Here is a 14,875-nt window from a genome sequence, read left to right as displayed (position 1 = left end):
AAGTATTGATTATCTTATGGTTTCTACAAAGCTAGCCACACTGTTTGCTCCATTCTTAGTAATGTGCTTTATAAAAGCACTTCCTATAATGGCTCCTTTTTGATGGGTAGTGGCTGCCTTAAAAGTTTCTTCATTACTTATTCCAAAACCTACAATCTGTGGGTTGTTAAGATTCATAGCTGTAATACGTTTAAAGTAATCTTCTGTGCTGTTGCCAAAACCGCTCGTAGCGCCCGTCGTACTCGCACTACTCACCATATAGATAAACCCATCACTCGCGGCATCTATCTGTTGTATACGCGCGTCACTAGTTTGTGGTGTGATAAGGAAGACATTAATAAGTCCGTACTTTTCAAAAATCTTTTTATACTCCGCTTCATATTCGGCAAGTGGTAAGTCTGGCATAATAATACCATCTATCCCTATTTCTTGACAACGCTTACAGAATTTCTCAACCCCATATTGCAACATCGGGTTAAAGTAACCCATCACAATAAGCGGGATATGTATGGTCTCACGAATACCGTCTAACTGGCTAAACAACTTTTCGGTAGTCATCCCATTATGAAGTGCGGCAGTACTTGACTCTTGAATAGTAGGCCCATCTGCCAGCGGATCTGAAAATGGTAATCCTATCTCCACCATATCTACACCACTTTCTTGAAGCTGCGTTAAGACAGAAACAGTATCATCTATGGCTGGATATCCAGCAGTGAAGTATAAGCTTAGTAGCTTTTTATCTTCTTGTAATTTTTCTTTTATTCTATTCATCTGAATACATATTTTGTCATTCCTGCCTAAGCGGGAATTAATATTGATGTTTATTTCGCTTTCGCGAAAGCGTAGTTCTATAAATTAAAATATTCTATAAACGTATTTAAATCTTTATCACCACGTCCCGAAAGATTGATCACTACGATATCGTCTTTTTTGAATTTTCTAGTCTCAAAAATGGCAAGTGCGTGACTTGTCTCAATTGCAGGGATAATACCTTCTAGTTTACTCAGCTCTAGTCCAGCCGTCATCGCATCTGCGTCTGTGACAGAGATAAACTCCCCACGTCCAGAGCGGAAGAGGTTTGCGTGCATAGGTCCTACACCTGGGTAATCAAGACCAGCAGAGATAGAATAAGGCTCTGTAATCTGCCCATCGTCTGTTTGCATTAATAAGGTCTTACTCCCGTGTATAATTCCCTCGCGTCCTAGTGCAGATGTTGCAGCACTCTCACCAGTATCCACTCCTTTACCAGCAGCCTCTACTGCTATAATACCTACTTCTGGTTCATCAAGATAATGGTAATATAATCCAGCGGCGTTACTACCACCACCCACACAGGCTACTACATAATCTGGATTTTCTTTTCCTTCTTTTTCTAGCAACTGCTTCTTAGTCTCCTCAGAAATCACCGACTGAAAACGAGCCACCATATCTGGATAAGGGTGTGGTCCCACCACAGATCCTATGATGTAATGTGTGTCTACGGGGTTATTAATCCAGTCACGTATCGCTTCGTTAGTCGCGTCTTTTAAGGTTCTACTTCCCGACATTGCTGGACGTACGGTTGCTCCTAGCATTTTCATACGGGCCACGTTAGGCGCTTGGCGCTCTATATCTACAGCACCCATATATACGATACATTCTAGTCCCATAAGTGCACAAACGGTCGCTGTCGCAACACCGTGCTGTCCCGCGCCAGTCTCTGCGATAATGCGGTTCTTACCTAAGCGCTTGGCCATAAGAATCTGGCCTATGGTATTATTTACCTTATGAGCTCCGGTATGACAGAGATCTTCCCTTTTGAGATATACCTTTGTGCCATACTTTTCGCTAAAGCGTTTTGCATAATAAAGCGGTGTAGGACGACCTACATAATCTTTTAAGAGTTGTTTAAACTCTTCTTGAAAAGAAGGCTCCTGCATAATTTGCACATACTGAGAGCGCAGTTCTTCTACGTTAGGATAGAGCATCTCTGGAATAAATGCTCCGCCAAAGTCTCCGTAGTACCCTCTCTCGTCTGCCTGGTAACTGGTGTTATTTTCTAGTATCATAGCTGCAATACTTTTTTAAATTCGGTTAATTTTTCAATATTTTTTAATCCTGGTTTATCCTCAAACTTGCTATTTACGTCTAGTGCGATAATAGGCAAATCTGTTGCCAGTATTTCTTTTACTTTTCCTACTTCTTCTAGTCCTATGCCGCCACTTAAAATGATAGGCGTTTGAGATGTGTAATTTTTTAAAACACCCCAGTCAAAGGTGTAGCCGTTGCCTCCTTTTTCTTTTCCCTTTGTGTCAAAAAGGAATGCATCTACAAGGCCCTCATAAGGTGTGAGCTGCTCAAAGTCAAAACTGTCTTTGATTCCAAAAACTTTCCAAATCTTGAGGTCACGACTGCGCTCGACCAGACAAGCTTGAAGTTCTTTTATGTATTCAGGGGATTCGCTCCCGTGTAACTGGATTACGTTGAGGTTGTGCTGTGTTATTTTCGCTTTCGCGAAAGCAATATCAGCATCTACAAAAACTCCTACGCGGTCAATTGCCTCAGGTAATTCTGGAATCTCTAGGTTGCCAAAATCTCGTTTGCTCTTCTCATAAAATATAAACCCAAGATAGTCTAGCTGCAGCGCAGCGACCTCTTGCGTGTTATATTTCATACCGCATATTTTGAGCTGAACTTGAGTCATTTAACGTAACTGTTTTATAAAAGTAGCGGCACTCTCGCCTGGGTTATCTGTTTTCATAAAATTTTCACCTATAAGGAAACCTTGAAAACCGTGTGGCTTTAATTCCTTGATCGCATCTACAGAACTGATACCACTTTCTGACACTTTTACAAACTCATCTGGAATTTGCTTGATGAGTTCTTTGCTGGTCTCTAGGCTTACTTCAAAGGTCTTTAGGTTTCGGTTGTTGATACCTAGCATATCGACAGAAGGCATAATAGACTTCTGTAATTCTTCTTCATTATGAGATTCACAAAGCACATCGAGACCAAGACCTTTTGCAAAGGTTGAAAACTGCTCTATTTGCTTTCGCGAAAGCGTAGCTGCAATCAGTAATATCGCATCTGCACCGTAGGCTTTGGCCTCAAGAATCTGGTATTCATCTACTATAAACTCTTTACGCAATAGCGGAAACTGTGCTGCTGCTCTGGCGAGTAATAAGTCGTCTAGCGAGCCACCAAAATATTTTCCATCAGTGAGTACAGACATCCCGCTCACGCCTGCCTGCTCATAACCGCTTGCGACATCTTGCACGCTCAGGCTGTTATTTATAACAGACTTGCTAGGAGATCTTCTTTTATGCTCTGCAATAATCCCAGAGCCTGTACTTACTGCTTTTGCAAGGGATACGGTTGCTCTGTCAAAAAGTACAGATTGCTCTAGCTGGCTCACAGGGATGAGACTTTTTCTTAAAGCTACTTCCTTGATTTTATCTGTTGTAATTTTATCTAGTATGGTCATCTTAGTTGCTTAGGGCTTGAAGTTGTTTAAGTTTTTGTGCGGCTTTACCAGAGAGTAAGCTCTCTTTTGCTTGTTCAAAACCTTGTAAAGGTGTTAGACCTTTTACGGTTGCAATAGCCATCCCAGCGTTTGCACACACCACATTATTTTGCGCCTGGGTGCCTTTACCAGAAATTACATTTGTAAATATCTGCGCCGAAGATTCAACAGAGTCACCTCCATAAATATCTTTTTGAGCGTGTGCATTTACACCAAAATCTCTAGGTGTGAGCATAAGCTCTGTTTCATTTGTAATAGCCTTTGTAGCTCCTGTAAGTGATATCTCATCATAACCATCTAGGGCGTGCAGTATGGTAAAATTTTTATCTCCTTTTTGATATAAATACCCATACATTCTTGCGAGTTCTAGGTTAAAAACTCCCACTAGCTGGTTGCTAGGGAATGCAGGATTAACCATAGGGCCTAGCATATTAAAAAAGGTTTTTACACCTAGCTCTCTTCGTATAGGGCCTACGTTTTTCATAGCAGGGTGGAAGAGTGGTGCGTGTAGTACACACATCCCTACCTCATCCATAGAGCGCTTCAAGAAGTCCTTATCGTTACTAAATTTTATGCCTAGATATTCCATCACATTACTACTCCCACTTACAGAGCTCACTCCGTAATTACCGTGCTTAGTCACGTGCACACCAGCACCTGCTGTTACAAAGCTAGAAAGTGTTGAGATATTAAAAGTGTCTTTACCATCACCACCTGTACCACAAAGATCTATGGCATTATACTCAGAAAAATCTACGGCAAGGCAAAGATCTAGTAAGGCATCTCTAAAACCTTCTAGCTCCTCTACCGTAATGCTACGCATCATATAAACGGTAAGGAAAGAAGCAATCTGACTCTGGTTGTATTTACCCTCAGAGATGTTTACGAGAACCTCACGGCTTTCGGCTTTTGTGAGTTGGTCGTGGTTAATTAATCTATTAAGTATGGCTTTCATTATTTAGGCGTGTTGATGTGAACAATAATAGGGTCTGCTTTATCTTTCTTTATGTTTTGCAATCCTATTGTTGCTAGTTCTTGATCTGTTGCTAGTCTTGAACTAGCTTGGTTAAGTGCTACGTAATTGTAAATCCCCTTTGGTGTGCTTGCTATCCAGCCTTTTGTAAGTGGTGACTTTCTTACAGAGGCTGTCTCGCTTGTAAATCGTTGCAAGAAACCTAATGCGCTTTTACGCATATCTTCTTTACTCGTTCCCGTAGGGAAAATAATATAGGTTCCGTTTGAAAAAAGTACCCAGTTAGGTCGCTTAGGACTTACACCAAGTTTTGTGTTAAAAATCAGGTTTTTATAGACATCTACATTCTCATCTTCTACCACTTCTTTAAGAGGCTCAGGTTCGGCTTCTATTACGACCACGGGTGTCGCAGGTTTTGTAGTTTCTTTAGGTGTTGATTTTGTGCTCTCACAACCACCTATTAATAGAAAACAACTTGCTAGTAGAAATAATGTAAATCTCATCGTATATAGTATTAACTAATCACCCAATTTTTAATCATTGTTTTTCCTTCTGGAGTAAGTACAGATTCTGGATGAAACTGTACACCGCGTATATCAAGTTCTCTGTGACGCAGTGCCATTATCTGGCCATTTTCATCTACCGCAGTAACTTCTAATGCTGGCGGAAAATCTTCTGTAGCTACCACCCACGAGTGGTAACGTCCTACGGCTATTTCTTCACCAAGATCTTTAAAAAGTACTGTATCTGGCTGCGTGATACTCACTTGTGTCGCGACACCGTGAAAAACCTTATCAAGATTGATAAGCGTGCCTCCGTACACTTCACCTATGGCTTGTTGCCCTAGGCAAACGCCAAGTATAGGTTTTCTTCCTCCATAAGTTTTTATTACTTGCTTGAGCAGTCCAGCTTCTTCTGGAATGCCAGGGCCTGGAGAAAGTAATATTTTATCATACTGCTCGCACTCTTCAAGCGCAAACTGGTCATTACGTTTTACGGTAACGATGCAATCTAATTCTTCTAGGTAGTGCACAAGGTTGTACACAAAGGAATCATAGTTGTCTATTACTAATATCTTTTTCATTGTCTAAATATCTTCTGCGATGTCAAGTGCTTTATTAAGCGCTCCTAATTTGTTGTAAACTTCTTGTAATTCTTTAGCTGGGTCACTGCCAGATACCACACCAGCGCCTGCTTGCCAGTGTAGTGTGTGATTTTTACTTAAGAAAGAACGTATGATAATAGCGTGATTAAAATTACCGTAAAAATCCATAAAACCTATCGCTCCACCGTAGAAGGTGCGATTGCGGTTTTCATACTTCTCAAGTAGCTGCATTGCCATATGCTTAGGCGCACCACTGAGTGTTCCTGCTGGAAAGGTGTCTGCTACCACTTGTAAGGTATTGCTACCGTCGTGCATTTGTCCCATTACCTTACTCACAAGGTGTATCACGTGCGAGAAAAACTGCACCTCACGATAGGTGTCTACCTTTACATCGTGACCATTGCGTGATAAGTCATTACGAGCAAGATCAACAAGCATCACGTGTTCTGAGTTTTCTTTTTCGTCTTTGGCTAGTTCTTTTGCAAGTATGGCGTCTTGCTCATCATTACCGGTACGTTTAAAAGTACCTGCAATAGGGTGAATCTCTGCGAGACCGTCTTGCACAATAATCTGAGCTTCTGGTGATGAGCCAAAGATTTTATAATCTCCGTAGTCAAAATAAAATAGATATGGCGACGGGTTTACACTGCGTAAAGCCCTGTATACATTAAACTCATCTCCGGTAAATTGCTGCGAGAAGCGTTTACTAGGCACAATCTGAAAAACATCCCCACGCTGGCAGTGCTGTTTACAAGTTTCTACGAGTGCTTTATAATCTGCATCTGTGATGTTGCTGGTGAGTTCGTTCTTTCGGTTGAAGTTAAACTCTGCAAAGTTTTTTGATTTTAAAAGCTGTTCAATCTCATCGATATTATTGTCTCCCGTCGTGTTGTGACAAAATATATGTGCCTCATTATTAAAATGATTAATAGCGATTATATTTTGGTAGACGGCGTAGTAAATATCTGGTATGTGGAGATCTCCTTCTTTTTTGGCGATTTCTATATCTTCAAAGTACTGAACAGAATCATACGATAGGTAACCAAACAAGCCATTGTTTATGAACTTGTGTGCTGTCTTTGTAGATGAGAACGCTTTCGCGAAAGCGTCTAAAACCCCTACAACATTAGTCTCTGCTGTAATTGTAATTTCCTCCTTCTTGCCATCGGGAAATTGCTGTGTGATTATACCATCGCCCACACTTATAGAGGCAATAGGGTTGCAGCATATGTAAGAGAAGCTATTATCATTTGCGTGATAGTCACTACTCTCGAGCAGTAAACTATTAGGAAAACGATCGCGCAGCCTTAAGTATACCGATACGGGAGTGATGGTATCTGCTAGGAGTCTTTTTGAAAATGTAGTTAATTGATATTTCATTTGTTACATATTGTTTTCTCAAAATTGAGAACAAAAAAAAAGCCTGTCGTAAAGACAGGCTGTATATGAATGGTACATAGGTGCGTGCTTACGACAACGATTGTTGTGTAATCCACCACCAAGTATGTACTGTATTGTTTTTCATTTATGATGTAAAGATAGGGAGCGATTTTATAATAAAAAAGCCCAATGGATAAAAAATATACATTGAGCTTTTTACGGGGGAATAATTAGGAAATTATTAGAGTGTCAAGCTCACTGCAAGCTCAAAATTATCTGAAATAGCATTGTCTTTTAAGTTATCAAAAAACGATGCAGAGCCATAACGTACACCATATTTTGTACGATCTACATTAAAAACGGTAGTGGCTACGCCATTCTCTATGGTCATATTAACCTTTGTAGGTAGTGTTATTCCTTTTATAGTGAGGTCACCTACTACGCTGTAACCATTACCACTTTTTGCTACTTCTGTGATAACAAATGTAGCTTCGCTATGGTTTGTAGTATCAAAGAAGTCTGCAGAGTTTAAGTGTCCTTCTAGTTTTTCTTTTCCTTCGCCAGCTTTTAAGTCTGTTACCGCAATAGTGGTCATATCTACTACAAAGCTACCACCAACTAGTTGGTCACCATCCATTTCAAGTGTTCCAGATTTTAGGTTAATAGTACCTGTGTGTTGTCCTAGTACTTTTTTACCTGTCCAAGTAATGGTGCTTTCTTTTACGTTTACTGTTTTTTCTACAGGTTCTGTGTTTGCAATGGCTCCAGTGGTTACGATAAGAGCTAAGAATGCTGTTGTGATTTTCTTTTTCATTTTTCTAATTTTTAGTTTCTGTTCTTAGTTTATTGAGCAAGTTATTGAGCTGCTCTATCTCAGTATTGTCTAGTTGAGTGGTTATTTTATCTTCGGCTTGAGTCACTACTTTGTCTAACTCATTAAGTAATGACAAGCCAGCCTCTGTAATTGTAATCTCAATTTTACGACGGTTTGAGGGGCAGGTACTGCGATTTACAAGTTCTTTTTTGAGTAGTTTATCTACCAGGCGTGTTGTGTTACTTGCTTTTGTAACCATACGGTCATTGAGTGTAGATAGGTTTGCAGGTTTTCCTTTTTGCCCACGTAATATGCGTAATACATTAAACTGCTGTAATGATATATCATAGGGTTTGAGTGCCAATAATAAGATATCATTAGACCATTGTGCTGTATAGGCTAGGTTTATAATAAGCCTTTGTGAGGGTTTGAGACTCGTAGTTTTTATGTGTTCTTCTATTGTCATTACAATATTTGTATATACAAATGTATAATTATTTTACAATAGATTAAGTATATTTAGATTTTTTTAACGTTAAAGTACTTCTGATTTTTTCCATTATCTTAACATCCTATTACTAAAGTCTGTTAAGAGATGTCCCTAGTTCTGGGTCTCTGTATAATTTTGTACGATGCGATTTTTAATACTCTTGTTGATTTTATGTACAATCTCTTGTAAGAAAGAGGTAGAAGAAAAGGCATATCATTATGTAGATGGTGCAGATATAAAGATGTTTGATTATAATGAGCTTGAGAGTTATATAAAAAATCATCCATCTGAGACACTTGTGGTAAATTTTTGGGCTACTTGGTGTGCACCTTGTATTAAGGAGTTACCAGCTTTTGAGAAATTAGGAGAGACCTATGCAGCTCAAGATGTACACGTTATTTTAGTGAGTCTTGACTTCCCAGAGCAGATGAATCATCTCAAGAGTTTTATAGAAAAAAAGGATTTGCAATCTGAGGTTGTATTCTTAGATGATGGAGATGCAAATAAATGGATACCTAAAGTAGATAAAAATTGGAGTGGAGCTATACCAGCAACGCTTATAATAGGTGATAAAAGAAAACGCTTTTATGAACAATCATTTACATATGGCTTGTTAGAAAGTGAATTGAAATACATAATTAATTAAAAATGAAAACTTTTAAAATATTAACCCTTCTTGCCTTGGTAGTAGTAGTGTCTGCTTTTGCGGCAAATGCTGTTGTCAAAAACGTGAGAAACGGATACAGCATAGGAGATGATGCAGCAGACTTTTATCTACGTAATGTAGATAATAAGATGGTGTCACTTAAGGATTACGATAATGCACAAGGATTTATAGTAGTATTTACCTGCAATACCTGTCCTTTTTCTGTAGCAAATGAGGATAGAATCATTGCACTAGATAAAAAATATAAAACACTCGGATATCCAGTAATTGCTATAAATCCAAACAACCCACAAATAAAACCTGGAGATAGTTTTAAAGCAATGCAGCAACGAGCACAAGATAAAGGTTTTACCTTTCCTTACTTACTTGATGATGGGCAAGAAGTATATCCAAAGTATGGAGCTACAAAAACACCTCACGTTTATATTATAAAAAAGGAAAACGACAGAAATACAATAAAGTACATAGGAGCAATAGATAATAATACACGTAATGAGGCAGCAGTAACAGAGCGTTATGTAGAAGATGCTGTAGATGCCTTACTAGCTGGAAAAAATGTACAGGTAACCGAAACCAAAGCAATAGGCTGCTCTATCAAATCCTAAGTTTTGAGAAAAAGTATAAAAAAAGCGAGCGTGAGCTCGCTTTTTTTATGAGAGTATGGTTGTGTAGTTAAAATAGGTGCTAAACCCCAAAAGTCATATTCATAATAATGGGTAAATTTGAATATCTTAAATAACTACAGCAATGTATTTTTAAATAATAATTATGAAAGATCTCACAATCCCAGAGTGGAAAGAAAAAATAGCTCAAGATAAAGACGCCGTAATACTAGACGTGCGTACCGAAGAAGAAACAGAAAATGGTATCATAGAAGGAGCAAAGGTGATAGATATATACCAAGGCCAAGGCTTTATTGATGAGGTAGAAAAACTAGATAAAGATAAAAACTACTACGTTTATTGTCGCTCTGGAGCACGTAGTGCTCAAGCGTGTGCCCTTATGGGACAGCTGGGTTTTGAGACTACATATAACTTGCTAGGAGGCTATATGGCCTGGAGCGAAAATAACTAGAGTATGAGAAAGAAAGTAACTCACATTTGCAGTGTTATTGCAATTATGATGATGGCTTTATCTTGTAACCAAGCGACCTCACAGCAAGCATCGCCAGAAGCTTCAGTTAGTGAAGTGCAAGAACAAAAGATAGTCATCAATCGCATTTCTCCAGATGAGCTTGAGACTGCGATGAGTGCTCAAGAAATCCAACTAGTAGATGTACGTACCGACCGCGAGTGGGAAAGTGGCCATATTAAGGGTGCAAAGCATTTTGAGATGAACAATGTAAACTGGCAGTCACAGCTAGAGACTCTAGATAAAGAGGAGCCCGTATATGTTTATTGTGCAAAAGGTGGTCGTAGTGCCAGGTGTGCAAAACAGCTAGAAGAGGCTGGTTTTACTACCATTTATGATCTTAAAGGTGGTCTCACGAGCTGGAAGGCTAGTGGTAAGACCGTAGAGTAACACATACTCATAAAAAGTAAAAACCCCATCTTAGTAGGATGGGGTTTTTTATGCTTTCGCGAAAGCGGAATCTATATCAATCTAATACACTTCATCAACATTAGTCGCTGTAAGTGTTTTTATAAAAGCCACCAGATCCTGAAGTTCTTGCTCTGATAGATTAAGATTATCAAAGGGAAGCGTTTGATGCTCCAGGTCAAACCCTAGGCCACCTCCGCCACCTTTATTATAAAAATCCATAACCTCTTCTAGTGTGCTATATACACCGTTATGCATATAAGGTCCAGTTACTGCAGCGTTACGTACCGTAGGTGTTTTAAACATCCCCTTGTGGAGCTCTTCTTTAAAACGCCAGTAGTAACCTAAGTCATCATCTAGCATCTTATTTTGTGCGGTTTCTGGTACGCCTATTACTTCGCGCTCTGTCTCTGCATAAAATGGTGGTACTGTACCATTAGTAAGTGGCATAAAGTGACAAGTTGCACAAAGGGCTTTCCCCATAAAGAGATTCATACCTCGTTGCTCGCTTGATGTAAATGAACGCTCATCGCCACGCATATTTTTATCAAATTTTGAGTCAAAACTATTGAGTGTACTTACATATGACGAGATGGCTTTTATCACATCAATATTTCTTTTTGAAACACCGCCATAGGCCTCATCAAAAAGTGTGATATACGTACTGTCTTCTAGTACCTCTTTTGAAAACTCGTGTACGTTTGAGTTAAACTCATCCTTGTTTGTAAAAACAGAAGATACTTGATCTATCAATGTAGGAGAGCGACCGTCTGCAAAGAAGTTTTGCTGGAAAACGGTATTTATGAGCGTAGGTGTGTTGCGCTGTAAATTTTTACCTGCGTTAGAGAGGTTTACGACCATCCCATCTGTATATGCTTTTTCTGGTACGTGACACGTAGCACAAGCCATCGTGCCATTTGCAGAGAGCTTATCATCAAAAAACAATTTTTTGCCTAAGGCGATTTGTGTTGCTGTGGGATTCTTATTTATGTTAGGAGTAAAGAATTCCGTATTAAAACTATCGTTTTCAAAAAATGTAGGAGCATCAAAGTTAAAAGGTGTATTTGTTGTTCCTTCCCATAGGTCGCTAGTTTTTCTTATAGCTACCCAAGTTTTTGTAATAGGAGAGAGGTGAGTGCTCACAAAGGTATAACGGTCAAAGCTGTTATAATTAGTATTAGAAATCATAAAAGCTATTGCTTTCTCGACCTGATTTATAAAGGTCTGGTCTAGTGTGACGTCCTTCTCTTTTATGATAGGTTGTATCGTTACTTTATAAGTGTCTACAAGATTTTGTAATGAAGCAGCACCTTCTGTAATGCCTAGCTGGCTTACAGGTGTGTCAAAACCAGATATAGAAAAACTAAGTACACGTAACAGTTGTTGGTGTGTAGCTATAAAATAGCGTTGTGGTGTAAGAGCTCGTTTTTCAATATTCTTTTTTAGAGTAGCGAGTAGGCCTGTGGTAATCTTTAGTTCTTTTTTGTATTGTGGAGTTGGTGTTCCTCCTTCATAGATAGATTCTTCTATCTTTTGTAAACCTACAGGATTCATTGTGCGGTCATTGTCCTCTTTATAAATAGGTAAAGCTGGTCCATTCGCGCGATGACCTACTTCTGGGTTGAGGTAAGAGGCGTAGGGTTCTGCTTTTTTAAAAGCAAGTCTAGCGTTGTTAAAAATCTTTTTGGCATCTGGATGTGATGCCGTAATCTCATTAAGAGAGTCAAGACCTGCGAGTGCATTATTTAGTTCTTGTAAGTAAATAGCTCTTGCAGCTTCCCAGTCTGGGGCTATATTTTTTTTATATGAAGTGTCTTGCTCTTGCTTGCAAGAAAGGGTTAAGGGTATCGCTAGTAGGCAAATTAATAAACGTAAGTAATTCATAACAATGTAATTATAATTAAAGCGCAATCACCTTAAAGGGATTGCGCTTTTAGTATTTCCGAATGGCTAATCCGGGAGGATATTATCTAGGCAAACCTTTAAGTAAAACTACTTGAGATGCTTGGTTATCTTCATATGTAGAGTTGATATGTCCATCAAGTCCAGCAAAGTCACTGTTTCTCCAGTAGTGTGGCTGTATGTTTAATATAAAAGTGTTAGGCACTCCTACTTTATCTGATATATCTATAAGTGCTCCAAACTCTCCACTAAGTCCTGTGCTATTATCATCTGCAAGGTCTTGACGTACTACAAGCTCAAGTACTTGCTGTATGTTTACACCATTTAAGTCAGACTGGTAGATGTATGCTGCGTGACCTCTAGAAAAAGAGTTAGGATCTTCTTGTACATATACAAAGTTCTCAGTTACAGTGATATTATCTGGGCTTTGTAAAGCTGCCAGGTTACCATCTTGATTATTTGTATCTGTATTACCACTTATGATTTGAGTAAGTTTACCTTCTAGGGGGTTTGTTTCATCTAGGTTTAACTTGTATACCGTTCCCCAGTCATTGTAAGTACCTTGACCTGGACCACGACCTGTAACTGCAAAGTATACATTTCTACCATTTGCATCAGATCCTTTTTGGTAATCTACATCTTCTACTCTCATAAACTGAGAAGCAAATACGTCGTTACACGCGCTTTCCATTTCATTTTTAGTAAGAGCAGCACCGTTTGGTATCTCAACAAACTCTACATCATATTCTGTCTGGAAGTCTAGTGAAGACTCGTTGTAAGCAGTGTTAGGAGCAACATCTACAACATTGCCAGCACCATCACCTACTTGCTTAAGACGTAATACGTAAATAGAACCACCTGTAAAATCTGCATCACCAGCAGTAGAGTAGTACATAGATACTTGACCTTCTGAGTTACTAGAGTCATCATCACCACCTACTATTACTGTAGCACCTGGATAAGCGTTTTGTGGTAATGGAGTTGCGTTTTCCCAAGAGAATTCTCCTAGTGCATCAAGACCAAAATCTGCTTGAGGAGTTGGAGTAGACGTTCTAGGATCTATAGCTTTTACATCATAGTGTATACTTTCTGAAGCACTTAAGAAAATGTCTTCTGTACCACCGTGTATATCTGCTTCCCACATAGTAGCACTACACTGGCGTGCAAAGTCTGCTACTCCAGAGTCTAGTAAGTAATCTCCAGAGATAGGCATTAAGTTCTGGTCAAAACGTATACGTGCAACAGCATAACTGTCTTCACAGTTTGTTACAAATATGTAGTCTTCTCCATCTTGTAAGAATCCTGCACCATCTGCAGATCCTGCAAGTTGAAAATCTCCTCCTATTACATCTGGAGTAGATACAAGTGAGAAAGCCTCTACGTAGTTAAACTGTGAGCTCATTGCTACAAGTGGAGCCGTAGGAGACTTGTCAGAAAACATAGTCTCTCCTGGTTCAAAATCTTCTCCATCTACACCATCTTCCCCATTTGACCCATCTGCACCGTCTTGTCCATCTGCACCATCTTGTCCGTCTACACCATCTATTCCGTCTAATCCATTCATTCCATCTACGCCATCTTCACAACTTGTGAAGGCTGCTGTTGCTGCTACAAAAAGCAGACTTAAAAAAACTGATTTGAAAGTTTTCATTGTAAAATAATTTTTTTGAGTGGTTAATTTGTGTGTTTGTATGAGGCTCTAAATTAGAATTGTATCTCTTTTTACAGGTTAATTAAGCGTAGCTTTTATATTAAATTGATGTGTATTTATTGTTACTGATTTTACAGTAATTTAAAGACAGATTTTACGTAGAGTTAACCTTTTGGCTTTTTGATATTTCTATTTTATAGGAGTAAAACCTATCATTATTGAAGGGTTATTTTTGGATTTAACAGACCTTTTGGCAATGAGCCGCTTTACTTTTAAGAGTTTGGTTTACGTTTTCGCGAAAGCGTAATGCATCTTTTAACACCGCTTTTAAGTGAGATGTCGTAATTTTAAAAGAAAAAATGACGCCTAGATTAGAACAAGCACTTGATAAATTGTACACTGCGTTATACACGGGGAAGCTCAATCCCGAGTGTTGTACAGCCTGCGCGGTGGGTACCATATGTGACACGGTAGATGCCTGGAAGCACTTTACAGACACACACGGCTCTTTACAGCTTAATTATGTGGGGAAGGTTAATGAAGGTTTTGGCCGCAGGCTTTATGGGTATCTCCCTAGCGAGCTATTAGAAATAGAAGCGGTTTTCTTAAAAGCGTGTGGGTATGAGTTACCGCTTACGCGAAAGTCAAAACGTCCACAACATCCTACATCGCAAGAAACCTTATATAATGGTATGCGTGCCGTTATTACTTTCTTATGTGAGCTAGATGGTGTAGAAGATGTTATGGAGATTGAACAGAAGTTACTACACACAAACCTAAGCTCTGTAACACACGCTACGGTTTAAAACCTCAAAATGTAAGCCTCTTACTGTTATATAATTACGATATATA

General features: G+C 39.0%; 17 protein-coding genes. 5 read left to right on the top strand and 12 right to left on the bottom strand.

Annotated elements, in window-relative coordinates; all coding sequences use genetic code 11:
- Positions 1–9 precede the first annotated feature (9 nt).
- From trpA to ABVM49_RS00665, 10 genes are all read right to left on the bottom strand, one after another.
- A complete protein-coding gene (trpA, locus tag ABVM49_RS00710; RefSeq protein ID WP_405202620.1) occupies positions 10–771 on the bottom strand; it encodes a tryptophan synthase subunit alpha in 762 nt (253 codons plus the stop codon).
- A 77-nt stretch (positions 772–848) separates the two neighbouring features.
- Positions 849–2,048 (bottom strand): tryptophan synthase subunit beta, encoded by a 1,200-nt coding sequence (gene trpB, locus ABVM49_RS00705; protein WP_298352229.1) that lies wholly within the window; start codon positions 2,046–2,048, stop codon positions 849–851.
- Positions 2,045–2,653, bottom strand: coding sequence for a phosphoribosylanthranilate isomerase (locus ABVM49_RS00700; protein WP_405202619.1), 609 nt, complete (start codon positions 2,651–2,653; stop codon positions 2,045–2,047). Before ABVM49_RS00700 ends, trpB begins: the two co-directional genes overlap by 4 nt.
- A gap of 30 nt (positions 2,654–2,683) precedes the next feature.
- The gene (gene trpC, locus ABVM49_RS00695) at positions 2,684–3,463 is read right to left on the bottom strand and encodes an indole-3-glycerol phosphate synthase TrpC (protein WP_405202618.1); all 780 of its coding nucleotides are present in this window, start codon (positions 3,461–3,463) and stop codon (positions 2,684–2,686) included.
- Between the two features lies 1 nt (position 3,464).
- Entirely contained in the window at positions 3,465–4,457 is a 993-nt protein-coding gene (trpD, locus tag ABVM49_RS00690; protein WP_035336121.1) for an anthranilate phosphoribosyltransferase, read from the bottom strand.
- Positions 4,457–4,978 carry a hypothetical protein gene (locus ABVM49_RS00685; RefSeq protein ID WP_405202617.1) on the bottom strand — a complete coding sequence of 174 codons (522 nt, stop codon included), beginning with the start codon at positions 4,976–4,978 and terminating at the stop codon, positions 4,457–4,459. The genes trpD and ABVM49_RS00685 overlap by 1 nt, the downstream gene beginning before the upstream one ends.
- A gap of 11 nt (positions 4,979–4,989) precedes the next feature.
- The gene (locus ABVM49_RS00680) at positions 4,990–5,559 is read right to left on the bottom strand and encodes an aminodeoxychorismate/anthranilate synthase component II (RefSeq protein WP_035336124.1); all 570 of its coding nucleotides are present in this window, start codon (positions 5,557–5,559) and stop codon (positions 4,990–4,992) included.
- A 3-nt stretch (positions 5,560–5,562) separates the two neighbouring features.
- Entirely contained in the window at positions 5,563–6,960 is a 1,398-nt protein-coding gene (locus ABVM49_RS00675) for an anthranilate synthase component I family protein (protein WP_405202616.1), read from the bottom strand.
- A gap of 241 nt (positions 6,961–7,201) precedes the next feature.
- Entirely contained in the window at positions 7,202–7,774 is a 573-nt protein-coding gene (locus ABVM49_RS00670; RefSeq protein WP_405202615.1) for a YceI family protein, read from the bottom strand.
- 4 nt (positions 7,775–7,778) lie between these two features.
- Positions 7,779–8,240: a MarR family winged helix-turn-helix transcriptional regulator gene (locus ABVM49_RS00665; protein WP_405202614.1), complete on the bottom strand. Its 462-nt coding sequence runs from the start codon at positions 8,238–8,240 to the stop codon at positions 7,779–7,781.
- A gap of 166 nt (positions 8,241–8,406) precedes the next feature.
- Here ABVM49_RS00665 and ABVM49_RS00660 point away from each other — a divergent pair, with 166 nt between their 5' ends.
- The 4 genes from ABVM49_RS00660 to ABVM49_RS00645 all read left to right on the top strand — a co-directional run bounded on the left by ABVM49_RS00660 (position 8,407) and on the right by ABVM49_RS00645 (position 10,452).
- The gene (locus ABVM49_RS00660; protein ID WP_405202613.1) at positions 8,407–8,910 is read left to right on the top strand and encodes a TlpA disulfide reductase family protein; all 504 of its coding nucleotides are present in this window, start codon (positions 8,407–8,409) and stop codon (positions 8,908–8,910) included.
- Positions 8,911–8,912: 2 nt separating this feature from the next.
- Positions 8,913–9,536 carry a thioredoxin family protein gene (locus tag ABVM49_RS00655; protein WP_405202612.1) on the top strand — a complete coding sequence of 208 codons (624 nt, stop codon included), beginning with the start codon at positions 8,913–8,915 and terminating at the stop codon, positions 9,534–9,536.
- Between the two features lie 163 nt (positions 9,537–9,699).
- Complete coding sequence (locus ABVM49_RS00650; RefSeq protein ID WP_375253488.1) at positions 9,700–10,005, top strand: rhodanese-like domain-containing protein; 306 nt, start codon at positions 9,700–9,702, stop codon at positions 10,003–10,005.
- A 3-nt stretch (positions 10,006–10,008) separates the two neighbouring features.
- Positions 10,009–10,452 carry a rhodanese-like domain-containing protein gene (locus tag ABVM49_RS00645; RefSeq protein ID WP_405202611.1) on the top strand — a complete coding sequence of 148 codons (444 nt, stop codon included), beginning with the start codon at positions 10,009–10,011 and terminating at the stop codon, positions 10,450–10,452.
- 81 nt (positions 10,453–10,533) lie between these two features.
- Here the strand turns inward: ABVM49_RS00645 and ABVM49_RS00640 are convergent, their stop codons facing one another.
- Positions 10,534–12,354: a cytochrome c peroxidase gene (locus ABVM49_RS00640; RefSeq protein WP_405202610.1), complete on the bottom strand. Its 1,821-nt coding sequence runs from the start codon at positions 12,352–12,354 to the stop codon at positions 10,534–10,536.
- 82 nt (positions 12,355–12,436) lie between these two features.
- Complete coding sequence (locus tag ABVM49_RS00635; protein ID WP_405202609.1) at positions 12,437–14,023, bottom strand: hypothetical protein; 1,587 nt, start codon at positions 14,021–14,023, stop codon at positions 12,437–12,439.
- Between the two features lie 359 nt (positions 14,024–14,382).
- On the opposite strand from ABVM49_RS00635, the gene ABVM49_RS00630 reads away from it, so the two are divergent.
- On the top strand, positions 14,383–14,829 hold the full coding sequence (locus tag ABVM49_RS00630) for a Na(+)-translocating NADH-quinone reductase subunit F (RefSeq protein ID WP_405202608.1): 447 nt from the start codon (positions 14,383–14,385) through the stop codon (positions 14,827–14,829).
- The last annotated feature ends 46 nt before the right edge of the window (positions 14,830–14,875 follow it).

It is taken from the genome of Dokdonia sp. LLG6352-1 (assembly GCF_045055815.1).
Lineage (GTDB): Bacteria > Bacteroidota > Bacteroidia > Flavobacteriales > Flavobacteriaceae > Dokdonia > Dokdonia donghaensis.
This window is presented reverse-complemented; position numbering and strand designations above follow the sequence as displayed.